This window comes from Planococcus sp. TJ-301 (genome assembly GCF_058268475.1).
Genome location: NZ_JBZDOH010000001.1, coordinates 948120 through 970875 on the forward strand (window position 1 = coordinate 948120; position 22756 = coordinate 970875).

The window sequence follows — 22756 nt, forward strand, 5'->3', positions numbered from 1 at the left end:
ATCATATCAGATTTTCCGGTTATTTCTTAAAGAATTGCTGTAGATGGTCAAGCAATTCTTCACGTTTCCACTCAAAAGTCTCTCCGGTGCGGCGATATTTCACTTCAAGAATGCCTTCAGAAGCCTTTTTGCCGACCGTAATGCGCACAGGCAATCCGATCAAATCCGCATCCGCGAATTTAACGCCTACCCGCTCAATGCGGTCATCAAGAAGAACTTCATAGCGGTACGATTTCAATAACTTGTAAAGGTCTTCGCCCAACTCGCGCTGAGTTTCATCTTTCATATTAACCGGTACAATATGAATTTCATAAGGTGCAATCACATCCGGCCAAGTAAAACCGTTGTCGTCTTGGAATTGTTCAGCCACTGCAGCCATTACCCGGGAAACGCCGATGCCGTAGCATCCCATAATATAAGGCATTGCACGACCCTGGTCGTTCAAGAATGTCGCTTTCATTGGCTCGCTATAGGTTGTGCCCAACTTGAAGATGTGGCCGACTTCAATGCCTTTCGCGAATTTGATAACACCTTCACCGTCCGGCGAAGCGTCTCCTTCTTGGATAAAACGCAAGTCAGCAAACGTGTCGACCGAGAAATCTTTCTCAGGTGTCGCGTTGATAAAATGGAAGCCGGCTTCGTTCGCGCCAGTTACGCCATTGACAATTGATTTGACGCCATGGTCTGCATAAACGCGGATCGGCGATTTCAGTTTCACCGGACCCAGGGATCCGATTTCACAGCCCAATTGCTCCAACACTTCTTCAGGAGAAGCCATTTCCACTATTTTTGCGCCCGTTGCGTGCTTCACTTTGACGTCATTGATTTCGTGATCGCCGCGGGATAACACAATAACGAAATCTTCATCCGCTTTGAATACCAAAGTCTTGATGCATTGCTCTGGAGATTTATTCAAATATTCGGCTACCTCGGCAATTGTCTTTTGGTTTGGCGTCGCCACTTTTTCGATTTCTTTTTCGGCTTCGCCTGAAGCCGGATACTCGACATTCACTGCCGCCATTTCAATATTGGCTGCATAGTTTGAGAGATCAGAATATGCGATTGTGTCTTCCCCAATATCAGACAATACCATGAATTCGTGGTTGTCTTTACCGCCGATGGCCCCTGAATCCGCGATAACCGCACGGAAATTCAAGCCTAATCGCGTAAAGATGTTCGTGTAAGCCTGCATCATGTCGTTATAAGTGTCATCTAGGCTTTCAGGCGTTGCGTGGAACGAATAAGCATCTTTCATCAGGAATTCACGGCCACGCAGCAAACCGAAGCGTGGGCGCTTTTCGTCCCGGAATTTCGATTGAATCTGGAATAAATTCAACGGCAATTTCTTATACGATTTGATTTCGTCACGCAAAAGGCTCGTGATGACTTCTTCATGCGTTGCGCCAAGTGCGAAAGCACGGTTGTTGCGGTCCGTCAGCCTCATTAGCTCGTCGCCATACGAATACCAGCGGCCAGTTTCCATCCAAAGTTCTGCTTGCTGCAAGGCAGGAAGGAATACTTCCACACTGTTGACAGCTTCCATTTCTTCACGGATGACATTCTCCACTTTTTGCAATGTGCGTTTGCCTAATGGCAAGAACGAATAAATGCCGCTCGTGTTTTGACGGATGAATCCTGCGCGCAATAGGAGCTGATGGGACTTTACGTCCGCATCAGCCGGTGTTTCTCTAAGTGTCGGGATAAAAGTTGCTGTTTGTTTCATTCCAAAATACACCTCAACTGACTGATTAATTTTTGTCTCTTTCTATATAGGAAAAGCTGCTCTCTTAAAAGAAGAACTTCTGGATATCGTTCCACGTGACTACAATCATCAGCAGCATCAGCAGCATGATTCCGACAAAATGGACCATGCCCTCTTTTTGCCGGTCGACAGGTTTGCCGCGCAGCGCTTCAAGAATGAAGAACATAAGGCGCCCGCCGTCCAATGCCGGAAGCGGCAGTAAATTCATGATCCCTAAGTTGATGCTGAGCATACCAGCCCAGCTCATCAGTGTAAAGATTCCGTATTTCGCAACTTCCTCAGTTGTTTTATAAATACCTACCGGACCGGACAATGCGTCAATTGTAAATTGGCCCGTAACCAGCATGCCCAGCAAGCGGAAGATTTCTTTGAACCAGAACACGGTCTGTTCTGCACCATAAACGAACGATCCGAAAAAGTCCTTTTCCATCGGGCTTTGGTAAAGCACACCAATGACTCCGACTTTTTCCGGAGATTCTTCTGATACTTCAGGAGTAATGGTGAAGTCCAAAGTTTCGCCGCCGCGCTCCACTTCAAATGGAAGCGCATTGCCGGCATTGCCCTGGACTATTGCAACCAATTCATCCCAGGTCGCAATTGAAGTTCCGTCAATTTCAGTGACCAAGTCCCCATTTTGCATACCGGCTTCAGATGCCGGACTGTCTTCTGCAACTTCTGTGATGACAGGCTCGAATGTTGGAACCCCTTGCATCATGCCCAAAGCCGTAAAGATGAAGAAAGCCAAGATGAAATTGAAGAGAGGCCCAGCCAAGATGGTCAAGAAGCGATTGCCGACACTTTTCGAATCGAATTGGCGATCATACGGTGCCAAAATGGTTTCTTTACCGTTTTCTTCAATTACAGCATCACGGGCGACGCCGATCCGGACAAATTGTTCGTCCTCATCGTAGCCCTTGATGTAAAGCTCGCGGTCCAGATCCGCTTCTTCCACTTCCAGAAACAGTATTTCCGGATGCATGGTTTTTTGGTTCATAATGATTTTTGTTGCAAGTCCTTCTTTATTCAGTAAAACACCAATACGATGGCCGGCTTGAATATGAATGGCATCCATTTCTTCGCCCGCCATGCGCACATATCCGCCAATTGGCAGGAGCCGCAGCGTATACAGCGTTTCGCCTTTAGTGATGCCTAAAATTTTCGGCCCCATTCCGATTGCGAATTCACGGACCAGAATTCCGGCTCTTTTCGCAAAGAGAAAATGCCCAAGTTCATGGAAAAATACTAAAGCACCAAAAATTATGACAAACGCTAATACTGTTTCCATTTAAACCCATCCTTATTAACCATACTCGGTTTTGTCTTAAGTTATTTTAGCATGTTTTTAACGGATTTTCTTGTTTGAGCGTCTGCATAAAGGATCGTCTCAAGATCCGGGCTTTGCACCGTGTCGTGGCTATGCATCGCACGTTCGATCATTTCTTCTATGTGCAGGAATTTGATTTCTCCGGCTAAGAACATGGCAACGGCCTGCTCATTAGCTGCATTAAAAACGGTCGTCATCGTGCCGCCCGTTCTGCCCGCATCAAATGCTAGCTGAAGCGCATGGAAACGTTCGTAATCCATGTCCTGAAAATGCAATTTGCCGATTTCCGCCAGATTAAGCCTTTTGGCATTCGGCCTTGGCAGCCTGTCAGGATATGTCAGCGCATATTGGATCGGAACCCTCATGTCAGGTGTCCCCAATTGGGCCATGACACTCGTATCTTGAAATTCCACCATTGAATGGATGATGCTTTCCCGGTGCAGCAAGACATCAATGTCGTCATAGCCAAAGCCGAAAAGTACATGCGCTTCAATCACTTCCAAGCCTTTATTGACCATAGTTGCAGAATCGATGGTTATTTTTGCTCCCATCGACCAGTTTGGATGAGCCAATGCTTCTTTAACAGTCACGTTTTCAAGTTCCGAACGCGCCAAGTCGCGGAAACTGCCGCCGGAAGCCGTTAATATCAAGCGGCTTGCCTGTTCAAGCTTTTCTCCGTTCAGCGCTTGGAAGAGCGCTGAGTGTTCGCTATCAACTGGCAAAATCATTGCGCCGTAGCGTTTCGCGCTTTCCATGACAAGATGCCCTGCGGTAACCAGTGTTTCTTTGTTCGCTATTGCAATGGTGCGGCCAAGCTTAATGGCTTCTAAAGTCGGCTCTAGCCCCACGCTGCCAATTACGGCATTCACTAAAATATCCGCATCGTATGTAGCGGTCTCAATTAAGCCCTTGCTTCCGGAAACGAACGACACTGCCGGGAATTCTGCTCTTAGTGCTGCTGCGTCTTCTTCGTTTTGTACACAAACGATTTCCGGATGGAACTCTTGGACCAATTCTTTTGTTGATGTTATGTTTTTGCCTGCTGAAAAGCCGACCAGCCTAAATTCGGTATGATGTTCACGGATGATATCCGCCGTCTGCACACCGATCGAACCGGTTGCCCCCAGCAAAACTATTTTTTTGGTCATTCAGATGCTCCTTCTCCTAGATGAAATGTAGAAAATGCAATAACGGCATTACAAAAAGAATGCTGTCAAAACGGTCTAAAATGCCGCCATGCCCCGGTAGGATGTTGCCGGAATCCTTGACATTGAAATGTCTTTTCAACGCAGATTCAACCAGGTCACCCATCTGTCCAAAAACAGAAGCGATTATAGTCACGATGATGATGATCAGAATCGATTTATCAAGATCCACAAAATAATTCAAGATTAAAGCAATGCCAATGGCCCAAACAATGCCTCCGACAAACCCTTCAATGGTTTTATTCGGTGAGATTTCTGGCCATAATTTGCGCTTGCCTATTTTTCGACCCGTAAAATAAGCACCTGAGTCGGTAAACCACACGACCAATAATGCGTAAACGACAAAATCCAGGCCTGCAGCACGTGTTTCAATCATGTAAAAGAATCCGACACCAATATAAAGTGTACCTAAAATAGCAAATGCAGCATCGTCGAATGTAAAGCTGTTTTTAACGACCACCGTATGGATCAATAGTAAGATTACAGCCATAAATGCAAACTCAACTTTTTCATAACCCGTTGTTTCAAATACCCATTGCGCCCATGCATCCGGCATCATGAACGCGTATAGCGCGATCAAAGAAATCAAGCCGGGTATGCTGAGCAGGCTTCTGCCCTTCATGTTCAATAATTCCTGCAGTCCCACCGTTGCAAGGCCGTACAGTACTATGGTCAGCGGCGTGCCTCCATAGATAACGAAGGGAATAAAGAGAGCTGCAGCAATGATTCCAGTGATGATACGCTGTTTCAATTCGCTTCTTCCCCTTTCAATCCTCCGAACCTGCGATTGCGTTTCTGGTAGTTCTCAATCGCTTCGAGCAATGATTCTTCTCCGAAATCCGGCCATAAAGTTTCTGTGAACCAAAATTCGGTATAAGCCAATTGCCAGAGCATGAAATTGCTTAAACGGACTTCTCCGCTCGTGCGGATCAACAAATCCGGTTCCGGCATGTCACACGACATCAGCCCTGTAGTGATGTGTTCTTCTGTAATTTCCGAGACATCCAATGTTCCGGCCGCCACTTGGGTTGCAATATTTTTCACAGCATCGACAATTTCAGCTCGGCTGCCATAATTCAAGGCGAAGTTCAAGACAAGCCCTGTATTGTCCTTTGTTGCTTCTTTTGCTTTTCTTACCGCTTCAATTGTATGGGCAGGCAGGTTGTGGTGATACCCCATCATTTCCACCCTAACGTTTTCTTCAATCAATTCCGGCAGAAACACAGATAAAAATTCTTCTGGAAGGCGCATCAAAAAATCCACTTCCATTTTTGGCCTTTTCCAATTTTCAGTGGAAAAAGCATATAAGGTTAAATAGCTGACGCCCAATTCGTTGGCCAGCTTCGTAATTTTTCTGACCGTCTTCATGCCTTCGTGATGCCCCGCCACTCTTGGCAGCGAACGCTTCTTAGCCCATCGGCCATTGCCGTCCATGATAATGGCTATATGCTCCGGCACCTTTTGCGCCGCAGCAGCATATACTCGTTCATCATTTTCAATTGCAGTTTCTGTATCGGTCATTCTCTTTAATAATTTATTGAACATTTTTATTCCTCCACCTATTACAAATCGGCATGTCTAATGCTTATCATATCAAAAAAAATAACGTTGTGCGCTTTCTTTCGCGCCATTGCCATATTTTTGGCATGAAAAAAAGCGTTCTGTTAAACAGAACGCTTTTCCTCGTGGAAAGTTCGATTTATACTTCCATGATTTCTTTTTCTTTGTCTTTTGCAACTTCGTCGATTTTCACGATAAATGAATCCGTCAACTTTTGCACTTCATCAGAATAGCTGCGCAAATCGTCTTCCGTGATTTCACTTTTCTTCTCAAGCTTTTTCAAATCGTCATTTGCGTCACGGCGAATGTTACGTATGCCAACTTTAGCTTCTTCTGCTTCTTTTTTCACTTGTTTCACAAGATCTTTGCGGCGTTCTTCTGTCAATGCTGGAATCGCAAGGCGGATGACAATGCCGTCATTGGAGGGGCTTAAGCCCAAATCCGATTTCATGATTGCTTTTTCGATATCGCCAAGAATCGTCTTATCATACGGCTGAATTACAATAAGGCGTGCTTCTGGAACAGCGACACCTGCTACTTGGTTGATCGGAGTTGGGGCACCATAATAATCCACCGTCAATTTGTTAAGGATTGACGGATTTGCACGTCCTGCACGAATTGAAGCAAGTTCACGAGAAAAGGCTTGAATTGCATTGTCCATTTTTGTCTTCGCGTCTTTTATCACTGATTTTGGCATTATAATGTTCTCCTCACTACTGTCCCGATTTTTTCGCCGAGAACAGCTCGTTTTATGTTTCCATTTTCCATAATAGAGAATACTACGAGTGGTATATCATTGTCCATGCATAGTGTGGAAGCAGTCGAATCCATCACTTGCAGTCCTTGCTGGATTACATCGAAATATGAAAGCTCTTCATACTTAACAGCAGTTGAATCAGTTTTAGGATCCGCTGAGTAAACTCCATCCACATTGTTTTTAGCCATTAAAATGACATCGGCCTCTATTTCGGCAGCGCGAAGTGCAGCTGTCGTGTCTGTAGAGAAGTATGGGTTGCCTGTACCGGCCGCAAAAATGACGACGCGTTTCTTTTCCAAATGGCGGATCGCTCTTCTGCGGATGTAAGGTTCTGCAACCTGGCGCATTTCAATAGAAGAAAGAACTCTTGTTTCGACATCTTGCTTTTCTAAAGAATCCTGCAATGCCAAGGAATTCATGACAGTTGCAAGCATGCCCATATAATCAGCAGTTGCGCGGTCCATCCCCATTTCCGAGCCGACCTTGCCTCTCCAAATATTTCCGCCGCCTACGACTACAGCAACTTCCACACCCAGTTCGACAACTTCTTTTACTTGGGCAGCAACCGATTTGATGATTTCAGGAGATAATCCGAATCCTTTTTCTCCAGCCATCGCTTCTCCACTAAGTTTTAGTACAATGCGTTTATATTGTTGAACACTCATCGGTACCCTCCGTTACACTTTTATTGAAAAATAGGGAACACATTCAGTGTTCCCCAAGTCTATCCTATGATAATAAAGATTATTTTTTGTTTACTTGGCTCATAACTTCATCAGCAAAGTTGTCTTCGCGTTTTTCGATGCCTTCGCCGACTTCGTAGCGGATGAATTCTTTTACAGATCCGCCTGTAGAAGCTGCAAAGTCACGTACTTTTTGGTCAGAGTTCTTAACAAAAGCTTGATCCAAAAGGCAAACATCTTCGAAGTATTTACCAAGGCGGCCTTCTACCATTTTAGCAACGATATTTTCAGGCTTGCCTTCGTTAAGTGCTTGTTCAGTCAAGACTTTGCGCTCATGTTCCACTTCGTCAGCAGAAACTTCGTCGCGTGAAACGTATTTCGGGTTCAAAGCTGCAATGTGCATAGCGATATCGCGAGCAGCATCACCGTTTGTAGAGTTTTCAAGAACAACTAGTACTGAAATACGTCCGCCCATGTGCAGGTAAGGACCAAAAGAGTCAGCATCAGTTTTTGTGCGGATTTCGAAGCGGCGCAAAGTGATTTTTTCACCGATTTTAGCGATTGCGTTCGAAATGTGGTCAGCCACAGTAAGGCCGTTTGACATTGTAGAAGCAGTAGCTTCTTCAATAGTTGCAGGCTTCGTATCGATCAAATGCTCGCCCAATTCTTTTACAAGTGTTTGGAAGCCTTCGTTTTTAGCAACGAAATCAGTTTCCGCGTTCACTTCGTAGATTACAGCTTCATTGCCTTTGACAAGAATGTTTGTAATCCCTTCAGCAGCAATGCGGTCCGCTTTTTTAGAAGCACTTGATAGGCCTTTTTCACGCAAGAAGTCGATAGCCGCGTCGATGTCGCCATCAGTTTGAACTAATGCTTTTTTGCAATCCATCATACCTGCGCCCGTTTTTTCACGCAATTCTTTTACCATTTGTGCTGTAACTGCCATGATTAAATTCCTCCTTAAAATAAGAACATTTTCTCAAAAAAAGGTGATAAGTGGGTTTCGCCGCTTATCACCTGTAATACTTGTGAATTACTCAGCAGCTTCAGCTGGAGTTTCTTCTTCTACTTCTGGTTTTGACTCAAGCAAAGCATCTGCCATTTTACCAGTCAAAAGCTTAACTGCGCGGATTGCGTCATCGTTTGCAGGAATAACGTAATCGATTTCATCCGGATCACAGTTAGTATCAACGATACCAACGATTGGAATGTTCAATTTCATTGCTTCTGCAACAGCGATGCGTTCTTTGCGTGGGTCAACTACGAACATTACGTCCGGTAGTGAACTCATATCACGGATTCCGCCAAGGAATTTAACAAGGCGTTCGTGTTGTTTTTTCAATTGTACTACTTCTTTTTTAGGAAGCACTTCGAAAGTACCGTCTTCTTCCATACGCTCGATTTGTTTCAAGCGGTTGACACGCTTCTGGATTGTACCAAAGTTAGTCAATGTACCACCCAACCAGCGTTGGTTGATGTAGTAGTTGCCAGAACGTTCAGCTTCTTCTTTGATAGCGTCTTGTGCTTGTTTTTTCGTTCCAACGAATAGTACTTTACCGCCTTCTTCGCCCACTTGTTTCATAAAGCTATAAGCCTCTTCCAATTTGCGGACTGTTTTTTGAAGATCGATAATGTAGATACCGTTACGCTCAACGAAAATATATTTTTTCATTTTCGGGTTCCAACGGCGAGTCTGGTGGCCAAAGTGTACACCAGCTTCAAGCAATTGTTTCATAGAAATTACTGACATGTGTGTTTCCTCCTGATAGGTTATTTTTTCCCTCCGCATTTTTCTTCTCTGAACCGTTACTTTTTCAAGCACCTGCGGCTCAAATCGAAATGCGTGTGTATTTAACACCATTTGAAATTATAGCATGCCCTACTGCTTGCCGCAAGGAGTTTCTCGCACAAATATCCCCTGTCTCCCGATTTCAGTGAGAGCCTGAATCTAAAAAACGGACCGCCTCTAGCTTACGGCGATGAACTTCCGCAAAATAAAAAAGATGCCGGAACTGAGTCCGGCATCTTTGATCTTGCAATTAGTTCATTTTCAATTGTTCTAGCTCAGCTAGGAATTTCGTGTTCAATACTTTGATGTATGTCCCTTTCATTCCTAGGGAGCGTGATTCGATAACGCCTGCGCTTTCTAGTTTGCGAAGCGCGTTAACGATTACTGAACGCGTAATGCCTACGCGGTCAGCGATTTTTGAAGCGACCAAAAGGCCTTCATTGCCGTCAAGCTCTTCAAAAATGTGTTCGATCGCTTCAAGTTCGCTGTACGATAGAGAAGAAATCGCCATTTGAACAACAGCTTTGCTGCGCGCTTCTTCTTCGATGCGATCGCCTTTTTCGCGAAGGATTTCCATGCCGACAACCGTCGCGCCGTATTCGCCTAGGATCAAATCGTCGTCTTGGAACTCATCTTTCAAGCGTCCAAGAAGAAGTGTTCCTAAACGTTCGCCGCCGCCGATGATCGGTACGATCGTTGTCAACCCATCTTCGAACAATTCGCGCTCTTCCACTGGGAAGATCGTGTGCTCGCTGTTAACGTCAAGGTTTGCAGATGTTTCAGTGATGTTTGAAAGATTTTGAGTATACTCGAGCGGGAATTGGCGCTCTTCGAGCATCCCTTTCATGCGTTCGTTTTCGATTTGCTGGCTTACTGCGAAACCTAGCAATTTACCTTTACGGCTAACGACGAAAGCATTACACTCGATTACTTCGCTCAATGTTTCAGCCATATCTTTAAAGTTTACAGGCTTTCCTGCAGCTGCTTGCAACATCGAGTTAATTCTTCTAGTTTTTTCCAATAGATTCATATAAATGAGCCTCCTACAATTTTCGACAATTTTCGAACGTATTTATTAAATATTCTAAAGGTTTTTACACTTTAATGATACTTATATGCTTCAAATCACAAAATAAATTGTGACAAATCTTTGTTTTTCGCCACACTTTCCAGTTTTTCATTAACGTACTGCGGCGTTATGTCGATCTGGGCTGGCGAAATTTCACTTGCTTCAAAAGATAGGTCCTCCAACAACCGTTCCAGAATTGTGTGGAGTCTTCGCGCACCTATATTATCAGTTTCCTGATTCACTTGATAAGCGATTTCCGCAAGTCTGATTATTGACGCATCATTGAAGTGTATCACAACTCCCTCTGTTTCGAGAAGTGCTTTATACTGATTTATCAAAGAATGTTTAGGTTCTGTAAGAATTTTGACAAAATCATCGACTTCCAGCTTCTGCAGTTCGACGCGAATCGGGAAGCGCCCTTGCAGTTCCGGAATTAAATCTGATGGTTTTGACATATGAAAAGCTCCCGCGGCGACGAACAACATGTAATCGGTTTTAACAGAGCCGTATTTTGTCGACACGGTCGAACCTTCGACGATTGGCAGGATATCCCGCTGCACGCCCTCACGCGATACATCCACTGAAGAACTGTTCTTGCTCGCGATCTTATCCATTTCATCAATGAAAATAATGCCGTCCTGCTCCGAACGCTGGATTGCTTCTGCCGCGAGTTCTTCGTCGTCGACCAGCTTCGCCGCTTCTTCAGCAGCCAGGATCCGCCGCGCTTCTTTGACTTGCACTTTCCGTTTTTTCGTCTTTTTCGGCATCAGCGATGACAAAGCATCCTGCATGTTTGCGCCCATCTGTTCCATTCCCGAACCTTGCAAAGCGTCAAACATCGTTGCCGTATTCTCCGTCACTTCAATCGTGATTGTTTCATCTTCCAGTTTGCCAGCCTTTAAGTCGGCGGCAATCTCTCTGCGCTTGACCCGTACTTCCACTTCCGCCACCGGATCTTCGTCTTCCTGATCCATTTTCTGGCCGAAAAGCATTTCCAGCGGATTTTGGCTATTGCTTTTTTTCTTCAGCGACGGCGCCAGCAATTTAACGATGCGGTCGTTCGCTGCTGCTTCAGCTTGGTCTTTCACAGCTTCAAAGCGCTCTTCTTTAACAATCCGTACAGCAGCTTCCACCAAGTCACGCACCATCGATTCGACATCACGCCCGACATAGCCGACTTCCGTAAATTTGGTGGCTTCCACTTTAACGAACGGTGCGCCTGTCAATTTAGCGATGCGCCGCGCAATTTCGGTCTTGCCGACGCCTGTCGGCCCAATCATCAAAATATTCTTCGGAATCACTTCATCGCGCAGCTCGTCGTCCAGCCGGCTTCTCCGGTACCGGTTACGCAAAGCAATCGCGATTGAGCGTTTTGCATCTTTCTGGCCAACGATATAACGGTCCAGATGTTCAGTTATTTGCCTCGGAGTCAAATCTTGCTGTTTTTTCATTTTGACAGCTCCTCCAATACAATTTGATGGTTCGTATACACGCAGATATCTGCTGCCGTTTCCAATGCCGACTGCGCGATCTCCGCTGCCGTCATATGGTCGCCTGCATATTTTTTCAACGCCCGGCCAGCTGCCAGTGCGTAATTGCCCCCGGATCCGATTGCCAGGATGCCGTCATCCGGTTCGATTACCTCACCAGTGCCTGACACTAGCAATAGCTCATCACGGTCCATGACGATCAGCATCGCTTCCAGCTGGCGCAGCATTTTATCGCCTCGCCATTGCTTCGCAAGTTCAACCGCCGAACGCTGCAGGTTGCCGTTGTATTCCGTCAGCTTTCCTTCGAACATCTCGAATAATGTGAAAGCGTCCGCGACAGACCCCGCGAAACCCGTCAGCACTTTGCCGTCGTATAGGCGACGGACTTTGCGAGCCGTATGCTTCATGACCACCGCATTGCCGAAAGTCACCTGGCCGTCGCCCGACATGGCGCATTCGCCATTATGCTGAACCGCGAATATCGTTGTTGCATGGAATTGCTCCATTTCAAAGTCCTCCTCTTTAAGCTCTTGGATGGCTGTTCAAATACGTTTTCCTTAAATGCTCTTTCGTGACATGCGTATATACCTGGGTGGAGCTCAAATGGCTATGCCCCAGCAGCTCTTGCACAGTTCTCATATCCGCACCGTTATTCAATAAATGCGTCGCAAACGTATGGCGGATCATATGGGGATAAATCGTCGAATTGACAGAAGCCTTTTTCATGCACTCGCTAAGTATATGGCGGACGCCCCGGTCAGTCAGCGCGTCTCCTCTGCTATTGACGAATAATCCTTGATGGTCCCGATTCTTCATCAGTTTAGGACGAACTTCCTCGATATAAAGTTCCAGCGCATCATGGGCAAATTGGCCATAAGGGATGTAGCGCTCTTTCCGGCCTTTCCCCATGACCTTGACGATGTGCATCGTGCGGTCTAAATCTTTCATCTGGATCGACACACATTCACCGACGCGCATGCCGGTCGCATACAATAACTCGAGCAACGCCATATTGCGCAGCGATAAATTATCAGTGCCCTGCACCGCCTGGAATAAAACCTCAAGTTCCTCTTCATAAAAAAACTGAGGAAGCCGTTCTTCTTTTTTTGGGTGGTAAAGCGAGCGGAACGCCGCTTCGCTCAAACCGAATTCCCGGCTACCGTATTTAAAGAATGAGCGGATCGATGAGATTTTACGGGATATCGTCGTCCGTGACAATTTCTCGTCGTATAATTTCGTTACGTAATTACGGGCATGCAAATACTCGATCGTTGTCAGGTCAGATGCACCTTCCCCTTCCAAAAACAGAAAAAAATCCTCCAGATCTTTTTCATAATGGCGGACGGTATGTTCGGAATAATTTTTTTCAAGTTGAATGTAGGCCATAAAAGATTTCAGCATGTCTCGTTTATCCATCAATGAACCCACCTTTTTTGCAAATGCAAAAGCCTCTAAATTATAACAACATTTAGAGGCTTTTATCAATTAAACAGTTACTGTATTCACAAAATTGCGAATCGATTCCAATGCCCGCTCTGCGTGCCTTTCAGCGCGCTCTTGCTTCGATTTGATGCGGACGCCAAGATCCGGGAACAAACCGAAGTTGACGTTCATCGGCTGGAAGTTTTTGCTGTCCGCTTCTGTGATATAGCGTGCCATGCTTCCTAAAGCCGTTTCGGCTGGCAATACGACCAATTCTTCGCCTAATGCCAGTTTTGCAGCATTGATGCCTGCAAGCAAGCCACTGCCTGCTGATTCGACATATCCTTCGACTCCTGTCATCTGCCCTGCAAAGAAGATGCTCGGGTTTGAACGAAGCTGGTAAGTTGGTTTTAAAACAGTAGGCGAGTTGATGAATGTATTTCTATGCATGACGCCGTAGCGCACGATTTCAACATTCTCCAAGCCCGGGATCATTCTCAAGATTTCTTTTTGTGCTCCCCATTTCAAATGCGTCTGGAAGCCGACGATGTTATAAAGTGTGCCAGCCGCGTCGTCTTGGCGGAGCTGGACGACTGCATACGGGCGTTCGCCTGTTTTCGGGTCTTCCAGTCCGACCGGTTTCATCGGGCCGAATGTCAAGGTCTTATCGCCGCGTGCCGCCATAACTTCAACCGGCATGCACCCTTCAAAATAAATCTCTTTTTCAAATTCTTTCAATGGGACAACTTCCGCCTCAACTAGCGCAGTATGGAATCGCATGTATTCTTCTTCAGTCATCGGACAGTTCAAATAGGCTGCTTCCCCTTTGTCGTAACGGGATTTCAGATAAACTTTGTTCATGTCGATGCTGTCTTTTTCAACAATCGGCGCCGCTGCATCATAAAAATACAAGTATTCCTGTCCAGTCAACTCAAGGATTTTTTCAGCCATTGCCGGAGACGTCAATGGCCCTGTTGCAATAATCGTAATGCCTTCCGGGATTTCAGTCACTTCTTCATTGATCACTTCAACGAGCGGATGATTCCGCACTTTATCCGTCACCATGCCGGCAAATTCATGGCGGTCAACCGCCAATGCCCCGCCAGCAGGAACAGATGCTTTGTCTGCGGACTCGATAATAACCGAGTCCAATGTGCGCATTTCTTCTTTGATAACGCCGACAGCGTTCGTCAAATTATTGGCGCGCAGCGAATTGCTGCATACCAATTCTGCAAATTTATCCGTGTGGTGGGCAGGCGTCTGCTTTACTGGGCGCATTTCGTAAAGGCGTACGTTGACGCCGCGTTTCGCCACTTGCCAAGCTGCTTCACTGCCAGCTAAGCCAGCACCGATGATATTAACGTATTTTGTCATTTCTAAACACCTCTATCAATTATTGAACTTCTTCTTTGTAATCGCATTTCGTACATGTGATTTGAACGCCTTTTTTCACTTTCTTCTCCACTAGCAGCTCGCTGCATTTCGGACAAGGCCGTTCAATCGGTTTATCCCATGACACAAATTCACATTCCGGGTAGCGGTCGCAGCCATAGAATATGCGGCGTTTTTTGCTCTTCCGTTCAACGACTTCACCTTTTTTACAAGTCGGGCATGTTACGCCGATATGCTTAACGATTGCTTTTGTATTGCGGCAATCCGGGAAATTGCTGCATGCCATGAATTTGCCGTAGCGGCCAAGTTTATAGACCATCGGCGATCCGCAAAGTTCGCAGTCTTCGCCAGCGGGTTCATCTTTGATCTGCACTTTCTCCATTTCATTTTCAGCCACTTCAACGTGTTTTTCAAAATCCTTGAAGAACACATCAATGATTTTCCGCCAATCGATTTCGCCTTCTTCCACACTGTCCAGATCGTGTTCCATTTTAGCGGTAAACTCGATATTTAAAATATCCGGGAAAAATTCGAGCACAAGTGCATGAACAATTTCACCAAGTTCAGTCGGAATAAAGCGTTTCGCATCAAGCGCTACGTAACCGCGCTTTTGAATCGTATCAAGCGTCGGTGCATAAGTTGATGGTCTGCCTATTCCCAGCTCTTCAAGCGTCCGTACGAGGCGGGCTTCAGTAAAGCGTGGGGGCGGCTGCGTGAAATGCTGCTTCGGCTCAATGCCGACAGCTTTTACAATATCACCTTCCGCCATTTCAGGCAAAATATTGTCTTTGTCTTCCGTCTGGTCATCAGTTCCTTCAATATAAAGCTTCATGAATCCAGGGAACTTCACTTGCGAACCATTTGCGCGGAATATCGCCTCGCCGTTCTGCAGTTCCGCCATGACCGTATCCAGGACTGCCGGAGACATCTGGCTTGCTACAAAACGGTCCCAAATCAATTTGTACAAACGGTGCAAATCTCGCGACAAAATGCTTTTCATCGATTCCGGTGTACGCATGACGCTTGTCGGGCGTACCGCTTCGTGGGCATCCTGCGACTTCGCCGACTGCTTGGCCGCTGTCGTTTTAGTTGCGTAATCGTTTCCATAATTACTGTTGATGAAATCGAGTGCGTCTTTTTTAGCCGTATCCGAAATACGGGTTGAGTCTGTCCGCATATAAGTGATCAAACCCGTAATGCCTTCTTTGCCTACTGCAATACCTTCATATAACTGCTGGGCAAGCATCATCGTCTTTTTCGCACGGAAATTTAATTTGCGGGCAGCCTCCTGCTGGAGGGATGAAGTTGTAAAAGAAGGGGAAGGATTTCTCTTTCTTTCCTTTTTAACAACGCGGTTCACATTAAAATTGTCGCCTTTGATGGTAGCCATTACAGCTTTGACGTCCTCTTCGTTCTGCAATTTCAACTTCTCTTTCGTATTGCCGTAGAATTGGGCTTCGAATTTCTTTTTAGCTTTTTCGAATTCACCTGTAATCGACCAATATTCTTCCGGTTCGAAATTCTTGATTTCGTTTTCACGGTCGATGACCAAGCGAAGCGCGACAGATTGCACACGGCCAGCCGATAAGCCTTTTTTGACTTTCTTCCAAAGCAGCGGGCTGATGCTATAGCCGACCAAACGGTCAAGTATACGCCGTGCCTGCTGTGCGTCCACTAAATCCATATCGATTTTTCGTGGATGCTTGAATGATTCTTTGATGGCGTCTTTCGTAATTTCGTTGAATACGACTCGGCAATCCGAGTCTTGGTCGACACCTAGCGCAGTCGCCAGATGCCAAGCGATCGCTTCACCTTCGCGATCCGGGTCAGCTGCCAGAAAGACTTTTTTCGCTTTTTTCGCTTCTTTTTTCAGGTCTTGCAAAATAGGTCCTTTTCCCCGAATCGTAATATAGCGGGGTTCGTAATTATTTTCAACATCCACACCCATTTGGCTTCGGGGCAAATCACGCAGATGGCCGAGCGATGCCCGGACTTTGTACTTTTTACCTAAATAACGTTCAATTGTTTTCGCCTTTGCAGGCGACTCGACTATGACCAAAAAATCCGACATGACTATTCCTCCTCATAGAGGTTTCTTAAAATTATCTAAAAGAATTACCTGTTGCAAAATGTATAACAGATTTTACCGGATTGCAAGGCTTTTCATTTTGCGGAATTATTTTTCAGCCGTTAGTTGCCGGTATTCATCCAGAATCTGATAGCCGTTCCACACCGGTTTTGCGCCTTCTGAGATGAGTTTATGCGGTCCCTCTGACAAACACGAAAAGATATCGCCCGGCACCGCGAAAACGTCTTTGCCGTGGTCAAGGGCGTGCTCAATCGTACTCAGCGTACCGCTTTTCAGTTGTGCTTCCGTAACCAGAACGCCGCAGGACAAGCCGCTGATAATCCGGTTGCGCATCGGGAAATTCCAGCGTTTTGGCTGCATATAAGGCGGATATTCAGTAAGCGACAAAAATTTTTCTTCTATTATATTATTCAGTGCAGCATTTTCTTTTGGATACGGATGTAAAAATCCGCTGCCTGCGACCGCAATTGTCTCGCCGCCGGAATTTATCGCGATTTCGTGGGCCATCGCATCTGCCCCTTTCGCCAAGCCGCTGACAATTAAAAATTCATGCTGGGTTAAAACAGGCAGTATTGTGTCCATTGCTTTGCGGGAATAGGCTGAAGCCTTACGTGAGCCGATCACGGCTATCTTTTGCGGCGCGAGCAGCAGTTCCGTTCGGCCTTTAGCATAAAGGATGGCTGGGGGATCGATCAATTCCAGCAATGATTTGGGGTAATGCGGATGAAGAAAAGATATGGGGGTTATCTTGTGTTTTCCGTAGAGATTTCTAAAAGGGATATCGAGCGCTTCTGTATAGGCTTTTTTCAAATCATGTGCTTGCTGTACCGTCAAATTCAACAGAAAAGCGATCTCCACTAAGCTTTTTCGGCTCAGCTTCCCAAGATCTTGATCGTCCGCCATCAGTTTTGACAGCCGGTTCAACGGTTTTGGGTACACATAATGCAGGGCGTACAATCTTTGCAAAAACAATCCGTCCATTCCATTCCTCCTCAAATTTCAGTAAAAAAAGAAGGCGCATCAGCTTGATGCGCCTTACTCTTATATTAATGTGTTTTGCAGCGGTCATACAAGCCATTTTCTTTAATGACTCGGATTAAAGTTTCGCCGATTACTGATGGAGTTTCTGCAACTTGGATTCCAGCAGCGTTCATTGCTTTGATCTTATCAGCAGCAGTCCCTTTTCCTCCAGAAATGATGGCACCAGCATGGCCCATGCGTTTTCCTTCAGGAGCCGTTTGGCCGCCGATAAAGCCGACAACCGGTTTTGTCATGTTTTCTTTAACCCACGCAGCAGCTTCTTCTTCAGCTGTTCCGCCGATTTCACCGATCATGACGACCGCGTAAGTATCTTCGTCTTCATTGAATTCTTTCAAGACATCGATAAAGTTTGTTCCGTTGACCGGATCTCCACCAATTCCGACAGCAGTCGATTGGCCGATGCCTTCTTGAGACAATTGGTGCGTCGCTTCATACGTCAAAGTACCTGAGCGTGAAACAACGCCAACATGTCCTTTTTTATGGATATATCCAGGCATGATACCGATTTTGCATTCGTCTGGAGTGATAACTCCAGGACAGTTCGGTCCTACTAGGCGAGTTTTCTTGCCTTCCATATAGCGTTTCACTTTTACCATATCCAAGACTGGAATGTGTTCAGTGATACAGATTGCCATATCTAGTTCAGATTCAACCGCTTCAAGAATTGCATCAGCAGCAAAAGGAGCCGGTACATAAATTACAGAAACGTTTGCTCCAGTCGCTTTGACAGCATCTTCAACTGTGTTGAATACAGGTACGCCTTCAACTTCAGTGCCGCCTTTGCCAGGAGTTACCCCAGCAACGATTTTAGTGCCGTATTCCAGCATTTGCTTTGTATGGAAAAGGGCAGTTGACCCTGTAATTCCTTGTACAAGCACTTTCGTGTCTTTATTAATATAAACGCTCATTTTTGTCCCTGCCCTTCTTAGCCTACAAGTTCTACGATCTTTTTAGCGCCTTCTGCCATAGTGCCGGCAGCGACGATGTCAAGACCTGATTCGTTCAGCAGTTTTTTGCCAAGTTCAACGTTTGTTCCTTCAAGACGAACGACTAGAGGTACGCTCAAGCTGACTTCTTTTGCTGCTTGAATAACGCCTTCAGCAATGATGTCACACTTCATGATTCCGCCGAAAATGTTAACGAAGATTCCTTTTACATTCTTATCAGAAAGAATGATCTTGAATGCTTCCGTTACTTTCTCAGCAGTCGCACCGCCCCCAACGTCAAGGAAGTTAGCGGGTGTTCCGCCGTAATAGTTGATCGTGTCCATAGTTGCCATAGCAAGTCCGGCGCCGTTAACCATACAGCCGATGTTCCCGTCTAAAGAAATGTAGCTCAAGTCATACTTGGAAGCTTCGATTTCTTTTGGATCTTCTTCATCGTAGTCGCGCATTTCCATGATGTCTTGGTGGCGGTAAAGAGCATTTGCATCGAAGTTGAATTTTGCATCCAATGCTACTACTTGTCCGTCTCCTGTAACAACCAAAGGATTGATCTCAACGATTGCTGCATCTTTATCGATGTAAGCCTGGTAAAGGCCGAGCATCAATTTAGCTGCTTTGTTGACAAGCTTGGTAGGGATGTTCATGTTGTACGCCATGCGGCGTGCCTGGAAGCCAGTCAAGCCGACAACCGGGTCGATTTCTTCGTAGAAGAGGCGCTCCGGATTGTTTGCTGCTACTTCCTCGATGTCCATTCCGCCTTCTTCAGAACCCATAAGAGTTACACGTGAAGTTTCGCGGTCTAGAACCAAACCAAGATAGTATTCTTTTTCGATGCTGCTTCCTGCTTCGATATACAGGCGTTTAATTTCTTTGCCTTCAGGACCAGTCTGATGTGTAACGAGCACTTTTCCAAGAAGCTCTTTCGCATAAGCGCGCACTTCATCCAAGTTCTTAGCAAGCTTAACGCCGCCTGCTTTCCCGCGGCCACCTGCGTGGATCTGGGCTTTCACCACAACAACTTCAGTACCAAGTTCTTTGGCAGCTTTGACAGCTTCTTCCGGAGAAAAAGCAACATAGCCTTCAGGAACTGCTACTCCATATTGTTTTAGGATCTGTTTTCCCTGATATTCATGGATATTCATCTTTCGTCCTCCAATCAAACATCTGTATCGTAATTTTATTGCCTTTACCATTGTATTAAAGTTGCCATTAAATGTCCACAGTTGACGGCAATACTCCAAAAAACTTGAAGTTTTCAATCATTTCCGGTGTTATTCAGCGTTTTTCGCTGCAACCATCGATTTCACCGGCTCGAACGTTTTTCGGTGGATGGAGCACGGTCCGACACGGTCCAGTGCGAGAAGATGGTCTTTTGTGCCGTAGCCTGAATGTTTTTCAAAGCCGTAAGCCGGAAACAGTTCCGCGTAATCGTCCATGATGGCATCGCGCGCCGTTTTTGCCAGAATCGAGGCAGCGGCGATGCTCAGGCTTTTTGCGTCTCCTTTAATGATTGATTCGCAGCGAATGCCTATTTCCAGCAACATCGCGTCTGCCAATATGATGTCAGGTGCCGGATCAAGGTTCAAGGCGGCTTGAGCCATCGATTGTTTTGTCGCTTGATAGATATTAAGTTCATCAATCTTCTCAGGAGGCTGGATATGTATGGCGTAGCTCACAGCCCGCTCTTTAATAAGCTGCGCCAGCTGCCCTCGCTTTGCTGCCGGAATTTTCTTCGAGTCGTCCAAACCGATCAGCGCGCTGCAGTCGTTTGGCAATATGACCGCCGCCGTTACGACTGGGCCTGCGAGCGGCCCCCGACCCGCTTCGTCAATCCCGCAGACCCGTTCGCCAGGATCCGTTTTGAACGATTGGTCAAATGACATTTTCCCATTGTGTTCAAACCACAATTTGTCCTGGTGCCCTTTTTTTCGCTGCCAGCTCTTCAGCGCCGCCTGGACCGATTTCCGGCCGTCTTCCTTCAATTCGTCCATCCATGGCTGCCAGTCGCTTTCCGCTGCCAGCCGCTTTTTGATTGCTGCACTTGTCTGCATATGCCTCTCCCTTTCTCTTGTTGTTTCATAAACCAAAACTGCCGGCAATGAAAAAGGACTGACCCCAGTTTCACGGAATCAGCCCTTAGCGTCATTCTTCTTTGGCAATCATTTCGTCACGGTAATCGAATGTGACCCGCCCTAAGTATTGATTGCGGATATCACGGACAATCGCCTCTGCGGTCATTTCATAATCCACTTCACCGCCTGGTGAAACGAAACTGCGTCTTTTGCCAATTGCGTCAAAGGTATTGACGATTTCTTCATCCACGCCATCAATGCCGTAACGCTCTTTCAGCCGCTCGGGATAACGCTGTTCAAGAAATTTCAATGCGTAAATCGCCAGCTCCTGCATTTGGATGACCGAGTCTTTAATCGCGCCTGTCACCGCCAGCTTAAAGCCGATTTCCTGATCTTCGAACTTCGGCCACAAAATACCTGGCGTATCCAATAGTTCGATTTCCTTGCCGACTTTTATCCATTGCTGGGCTTTAGTCACTCCCGGCATGTTGCCAGTTTTAGCCAGGCTTTTCTTCGACAGCCGGTTGATCAACGTGGATTTTCCGACGTTTGGAATCCCGACAATCATTGCGCGGATGGCACGCGGCTTAATTCCTTTGGCGATCATGCGGCTCCACTTGTCCTCGAGAATTTCCTTCGAAGCTTTCGTGACTGCCTGCAGCCCTCTGCCCTCCAGGGAATTGATTGCGACTGCACGTGTCCCCTGCCCTTCGAAATAGCGGATCCATTTCTTTGTTTCTGTTTCATCGGCCATGTCCATTTTGTTCAAAATGATCAGCCTAGGTTTATGCTGGATCACTTGATCGATCATCGGATTGCGCGAGGATAAAGGAAGCCGGGCATCCACAAGTTCAAAAATGATGTCGACCAGCTTTAGTTTTTCTGTTACTTCTCTTCTAGCTTTGGCCATATGCCCTGGAAACCACTGTATCGTCATAAAAACACTCCTTAGTTAACGAGCCCTGCTTCTTCCATCGGCCAAAATACGAAACTCGTATTGCCGATGACGTCATCCATTGGCACTATACCGATATGCCGGCTGTCTTTGCTTGCTCTCCGGTTGTCTCCCATAACGAAGACATGACCTTCCGGTATCGTACTCTCATTGATTTTTTCTTCTAACGTAAAATCCTCTGTCAATGTGCCGGTGATGCCTTCTTTGTAAATATCCAAATAAGGCTCTTCCACCGCTTGTCCATTAATAAACAGCTGATCATTTTCATAAGCGATGTGATCTCCTGGCAAGCCAATGATCCGCTTAATATAATCTTTTTCTTCAGGCGCATGAAAAACGATGATATCGAATCGATCAGGCTCTCCTACCGAATAGCCGATCTTGTTGACAATCATACGGTCGCCATGCTCCAAAGTCGGCATCATCGATTCGCCGTCCACTACAATCGGAGTAAAAAAGAAAACACGAATAATTGCCGCAAGCCCGAACGCAATCAACAGCGCTTTTGACCATTCCCAAACCTCATTCTTCTGTTTAACTTCACGTTCCATGCGCGTTCCTCCCCAGACATTCTACTGTAATTGTACAAGCATTTTAGGCTTTTAGCAAAGAAAAGCGAAGGCGGCCGCTTAGGTTCGACAGGCGTAAGAAGGCCTGGCGAAGCGGCATGTATTCTGCCGCACAGCCAGGTCGGCTTACGACCCGAGAACCTGGCCGCCTGAGCTAGACAATAAGAAAAGCGAAGGCGCCTGCACAGCCCTAACAAGTGATGCGGGCTAAGTGTATAGCGGACCTCACTCAATTTTTACGCAAAAAAGAAAGAGGGCGCATTCGCCCTCTTTCACTAGTGGAATCTTATCGAATTTCTTTGATGCGTGCTGCTTTACCGCGAAGGTTACGCAAGTAGTACAGTTTCGCACGACGAACTTTACCACGGCGGGTAACTTCAAGCTGTGCAATTTTTGGCGTGTGTACAGGGAATGTACGCTCAACACCAACACCATAAGAGATTTTGCGGACTGTGAATGATTCACTGATTCCGCCTCCACGGCGACCGATTACAACTCCTTCGTATAACTGGATCCGTTCGCGAGTTCCCTCAACGACCTTCACGTGTACACGGACAGTATCTCCTGGACGGAAGTCCGGGTGGTCTGTACGAAGTTGATCTTTAGTAATGTCTGCAATAATGTTTTGCATGT

22 protein-coding genes are annotated in these 22756 nt (G+C 46.2%); all 22 read right to left on the reverse strand.

Annotation, left to right across the window (positions count from 1 at the left end; genetic code table 11):
• Positions 1 to 19: 19 nt before the first annotated feature.
• Positions 20 to 1723: a proline--tRNA ligase gene (locus AC4EHJ_RS04860; RefSeq protein ID WP_490974455.1), complete on the reverse strand. Its 1704-nt coding sequence runs from the start codon at positions 1721 to 1723 to the stop codon at positions 20 to 22.
• Between the two features lie 64 nt (positions 1724 to 1787).
• Positions 1788 to 3047: an RIP metalloprotease RseP gene (gene rseP / locus AC4EHJ_RS04865; RefSeq protein WP_490974456.1), complete on the reverse strand. Its 1260-nt coding sequence runs from the start codon at positions 3045 to 3047 to the stop codon at positions 1788 to 1790.
• 41 nt (positions 3048 to 3088) lie between these two features.
• Entirely contained in the window at positions 3089 to 4234 is a 1146-nt protein-coding gene (gene dxr, locus AC4EHJ_RS04870) for a 1-deoxy-D-xylulose-5-phosphate reductoisomerase (RefSeq protein ID WP_490974457.1), read from the reverse strand.
• Between the two features lie 16 nt (positions 4235 to 4250).
• Positions 4251 to 5042 carry a phosphatidate cytidylyltransferase gene (locus tag AC4EHJ_RS04875; RefSeq protein WP_490974458.1) on the reverse strand — a complete coding sequence of 264 codons (792 nt, stop codon included), beginning with the start codon at positions 5040 to 5042 and terminating at the stop codon, positions 4251 to 4253.
• Positions 5039 to 5836, reverse strand: coding sequence for an undecaprenyl pyrophosphate synthase (uppS, locus tag AC4EHJ_RS04880; protein ID WP_490974459.1), 798 nt, complete (start codon positions 5834 to 5836; stop codon positions 5039 to 5041). The genes AC4EHJ_RS04875 and uppS overlap by 4 nt, the downstream gene beginning before the upstream one ends.
• 154 nt (positions 5837 to 5990) lie before the next feature.
• Complete coding sequence (gene frr / locus AC4EHJ_RS04885; RefSeq protein ID WP_416144884.1) at positions 5991 to 6548, reverse strand: ribosome recycling factor; 558 nt, start codon at positions 6546 to 6548, stop codon at positions 5991 to 5993.
• Positions 6548 to 7273 carry a UMP kinase gene (gene pyrH, locus AC4EHJ_RS04890; RefSeq protein ID WP_490974460.1) on the reverse strand — a complete coding sequence of 242 codons (726 nt, stop codon included), beginning with the start codon at positions 7271 to 7273 and terminating at the stop codon, positions 6548 to 6550. Before pyrH ends, frr begins: the two co-directional genes overlap by 1 nt.
• A gap of 79 nt (positions 7274 to 7352) precedes the next feature.
• The gene (gene tsf, locus AC4EHJ_RS04895; protein ID WP_490974461.1) at positions 7353 to 8237 is read right to left on the reverse strand and encodes a translation elongation factor Ts; all 885 of its coding nucleotides are present in this window, start codon (positions 8235 to 8237) and stop codon (positions 7353 to 7355) included.
• A gap of 87 nt (positions 8238 to 8324) precedes the next feature.
• Positions 8325 to 9041 (reverse strand): 30S ribosomal protein S2, encoded by a 717-nt coding sequence (gene rpsB, locus AC4EHJ_RS04900; RefSeq protein WP_135503835.1) that lies wholly within the window; start codon positions 9039 to 9041, stop codon positions 8325 to 8327.
• Positions 9042 to 9330: 289 nt separating this feature from the next.
• Positions 9331 to 10110 carry a GTP-sensing pleiotropic transcriptional regulator CodY gene (gene codY / locus AC4EHJ_RS04905; protein WP_490974462.1) on the reverse strand — a complete coding sequence of 260 codons (780 nt, stop codon included), beginning with the start codon at positions 10108 to 10110 and terminating at the stop codon, positions 9331 to 9333.
• Between the two features lie 95 nt (positions 10111 to 10205).
• Complete coding sequence (gene hslU / locus AC4EHJ_RS04910) at positions 10206 to 11600, reverse strand: ATP-dependent protease ATPase subunit HslU (protein WP_490974463.1); 1395 nt, start codon at positions 11598 to 11600, stop codon at positions 10206 to 10208.
• On the reverse strand, positions 11597 to 12145 hold the full coding sequence (gene hslV, locus AC4EHJ_RS04915) for an ATP-dependent protease subunit HslV (RefSeq protein WP_135503828.1): 549 nt from the start codon (positions 12143 to 12145) through the stop codon (positions 11597 to 11599). Before hslV ends, hslU begins: the two co-directional genes overlap by 4 nt.
• Positions 12146 to 12161: 16 nt before the next feature.
• A complete protein-coding gene (gene xerC, locus AC4EHJ_RS04920; RefSeq protein ID WP_490974464.1) occupies positions 12162 to 13055 on the reverse strand; it encodes a tyrosine recombinase XerC in 894 nt (297 codons plus the stop codon).
• 69 nt (positions 13056 to 13124) lie between these two features.
• Entirely contained in the window at positions 13125 to 14435 is a 1311-nt protein-coding gene (trmFO, locus tag AC4EHJ_RS04925) for an FADH(2)-oxidizing methylenetetrahydrofolate--tRNA-(uracil(54)-C(5))-methyltransferase TrmFO (protein ID WP_490974465.1), read from the reverse strand.
• 19 nt (positions 14436 to 14454) lie between these two features.
• The gene (topA, locus tag AC4EHJ_RS04930; protein WP_490974466.1) at positions 14455 to 16524 is read right to left on the reverse strand and encodes a type I DNA topoisomerase; all 2070 of its coding nucleotides are present in this window, start codon (positions 16522 to 16524) and stop codon (positions 14455 to 14457) included.
• 105 nt (positions 16525 to 16629) lie between these two features.
• Entirely contained in the window at positions 16630 to 17523 is an 894-nt protein-coding gene (gene dprA, locus AC4EHJ_RS04935) for a DNA-processing protein DprA (protein WP_490974467.1), read from the reverse strand.
• 65 nt (positions 17524 to 17588) lie between these two features.
• Positions 17589 to 18491 (reverse strand): succinate--CoA ligase subunit alpha, encoded by a 903-nt coding sequence (gene sucD / locus AC4EHJ_RS04940; protein ID WP_490974468.1) that lies wholly within the window; start codon positions 18489 to 18491, stop codon positions 17589 to 17591.
• Between the two features lie 17 nt (positions 18492 to 18508).
• Positions 18509 to 19669, reverse strand: a complete 1161-nt coding sequence (sucC, locus tag AC4EHJ_RS04945; RefSeq protein WP_490974469.1) for an ADP-forming succinate--CoA ligase subunit beta — start codon at positions 19667 to 19669, stop codon at positions 18509 to 18511.
• 129 nt (positions 19670 to 19798) lie between these two features.
• On the reverse strand, positions 19799 to 20578 hold the full coding sequence (gene rnhB / locus AC4EHJ_RS04950) for a ribonuclease HII (protein WP_490974470.1): 780 nt from the start codon (positions 20576 to 20578) through the stop codon (positions 19799 to 19801).
• Between the two features lie 91 nt (positions 20579 to 20669).
• The gene (gene ylqF, locus AC4EHJ_RS04955; RefSeq protein ID WP_490974471.1) at positions 20670 to 21536 is read right to left on the reverse strand and encodes a ribosome biogenesis GTPase YlqF; all 867 of its coding nucleotides are present in this window, start codon (positions 21534 to 21536) and stop codon (positions 20670 to 20672) included.
• Between the two features lie 11 nt (positions 21537 to 21547).
• Positions 21548 to 22105, reverse strand: a complete 558-nt coding sequence (lepB, locus tag AC4EHJ_RS04960; protein WP_490974472.1) for a signal peptidase I — start codon at positions 22103 to 22105, stop codon at positions 21548 to 21550.
• A 304-nt stretch (positions 22106 to 22409) separates the two neighbouring features.
• A complete protein-coding gene (gene rplS, locus AC4EHJ_RS04965; RefSeq protein ID WP_135503810.1) occupies positions 22410 to 22754 on the reverse strand; it encodes a 50S ribosomal protein L19 in 345 nt (114 codons plus the stop codon).
• Positions 22755 to 22756 lie beyond the last annotated feature (2 nt).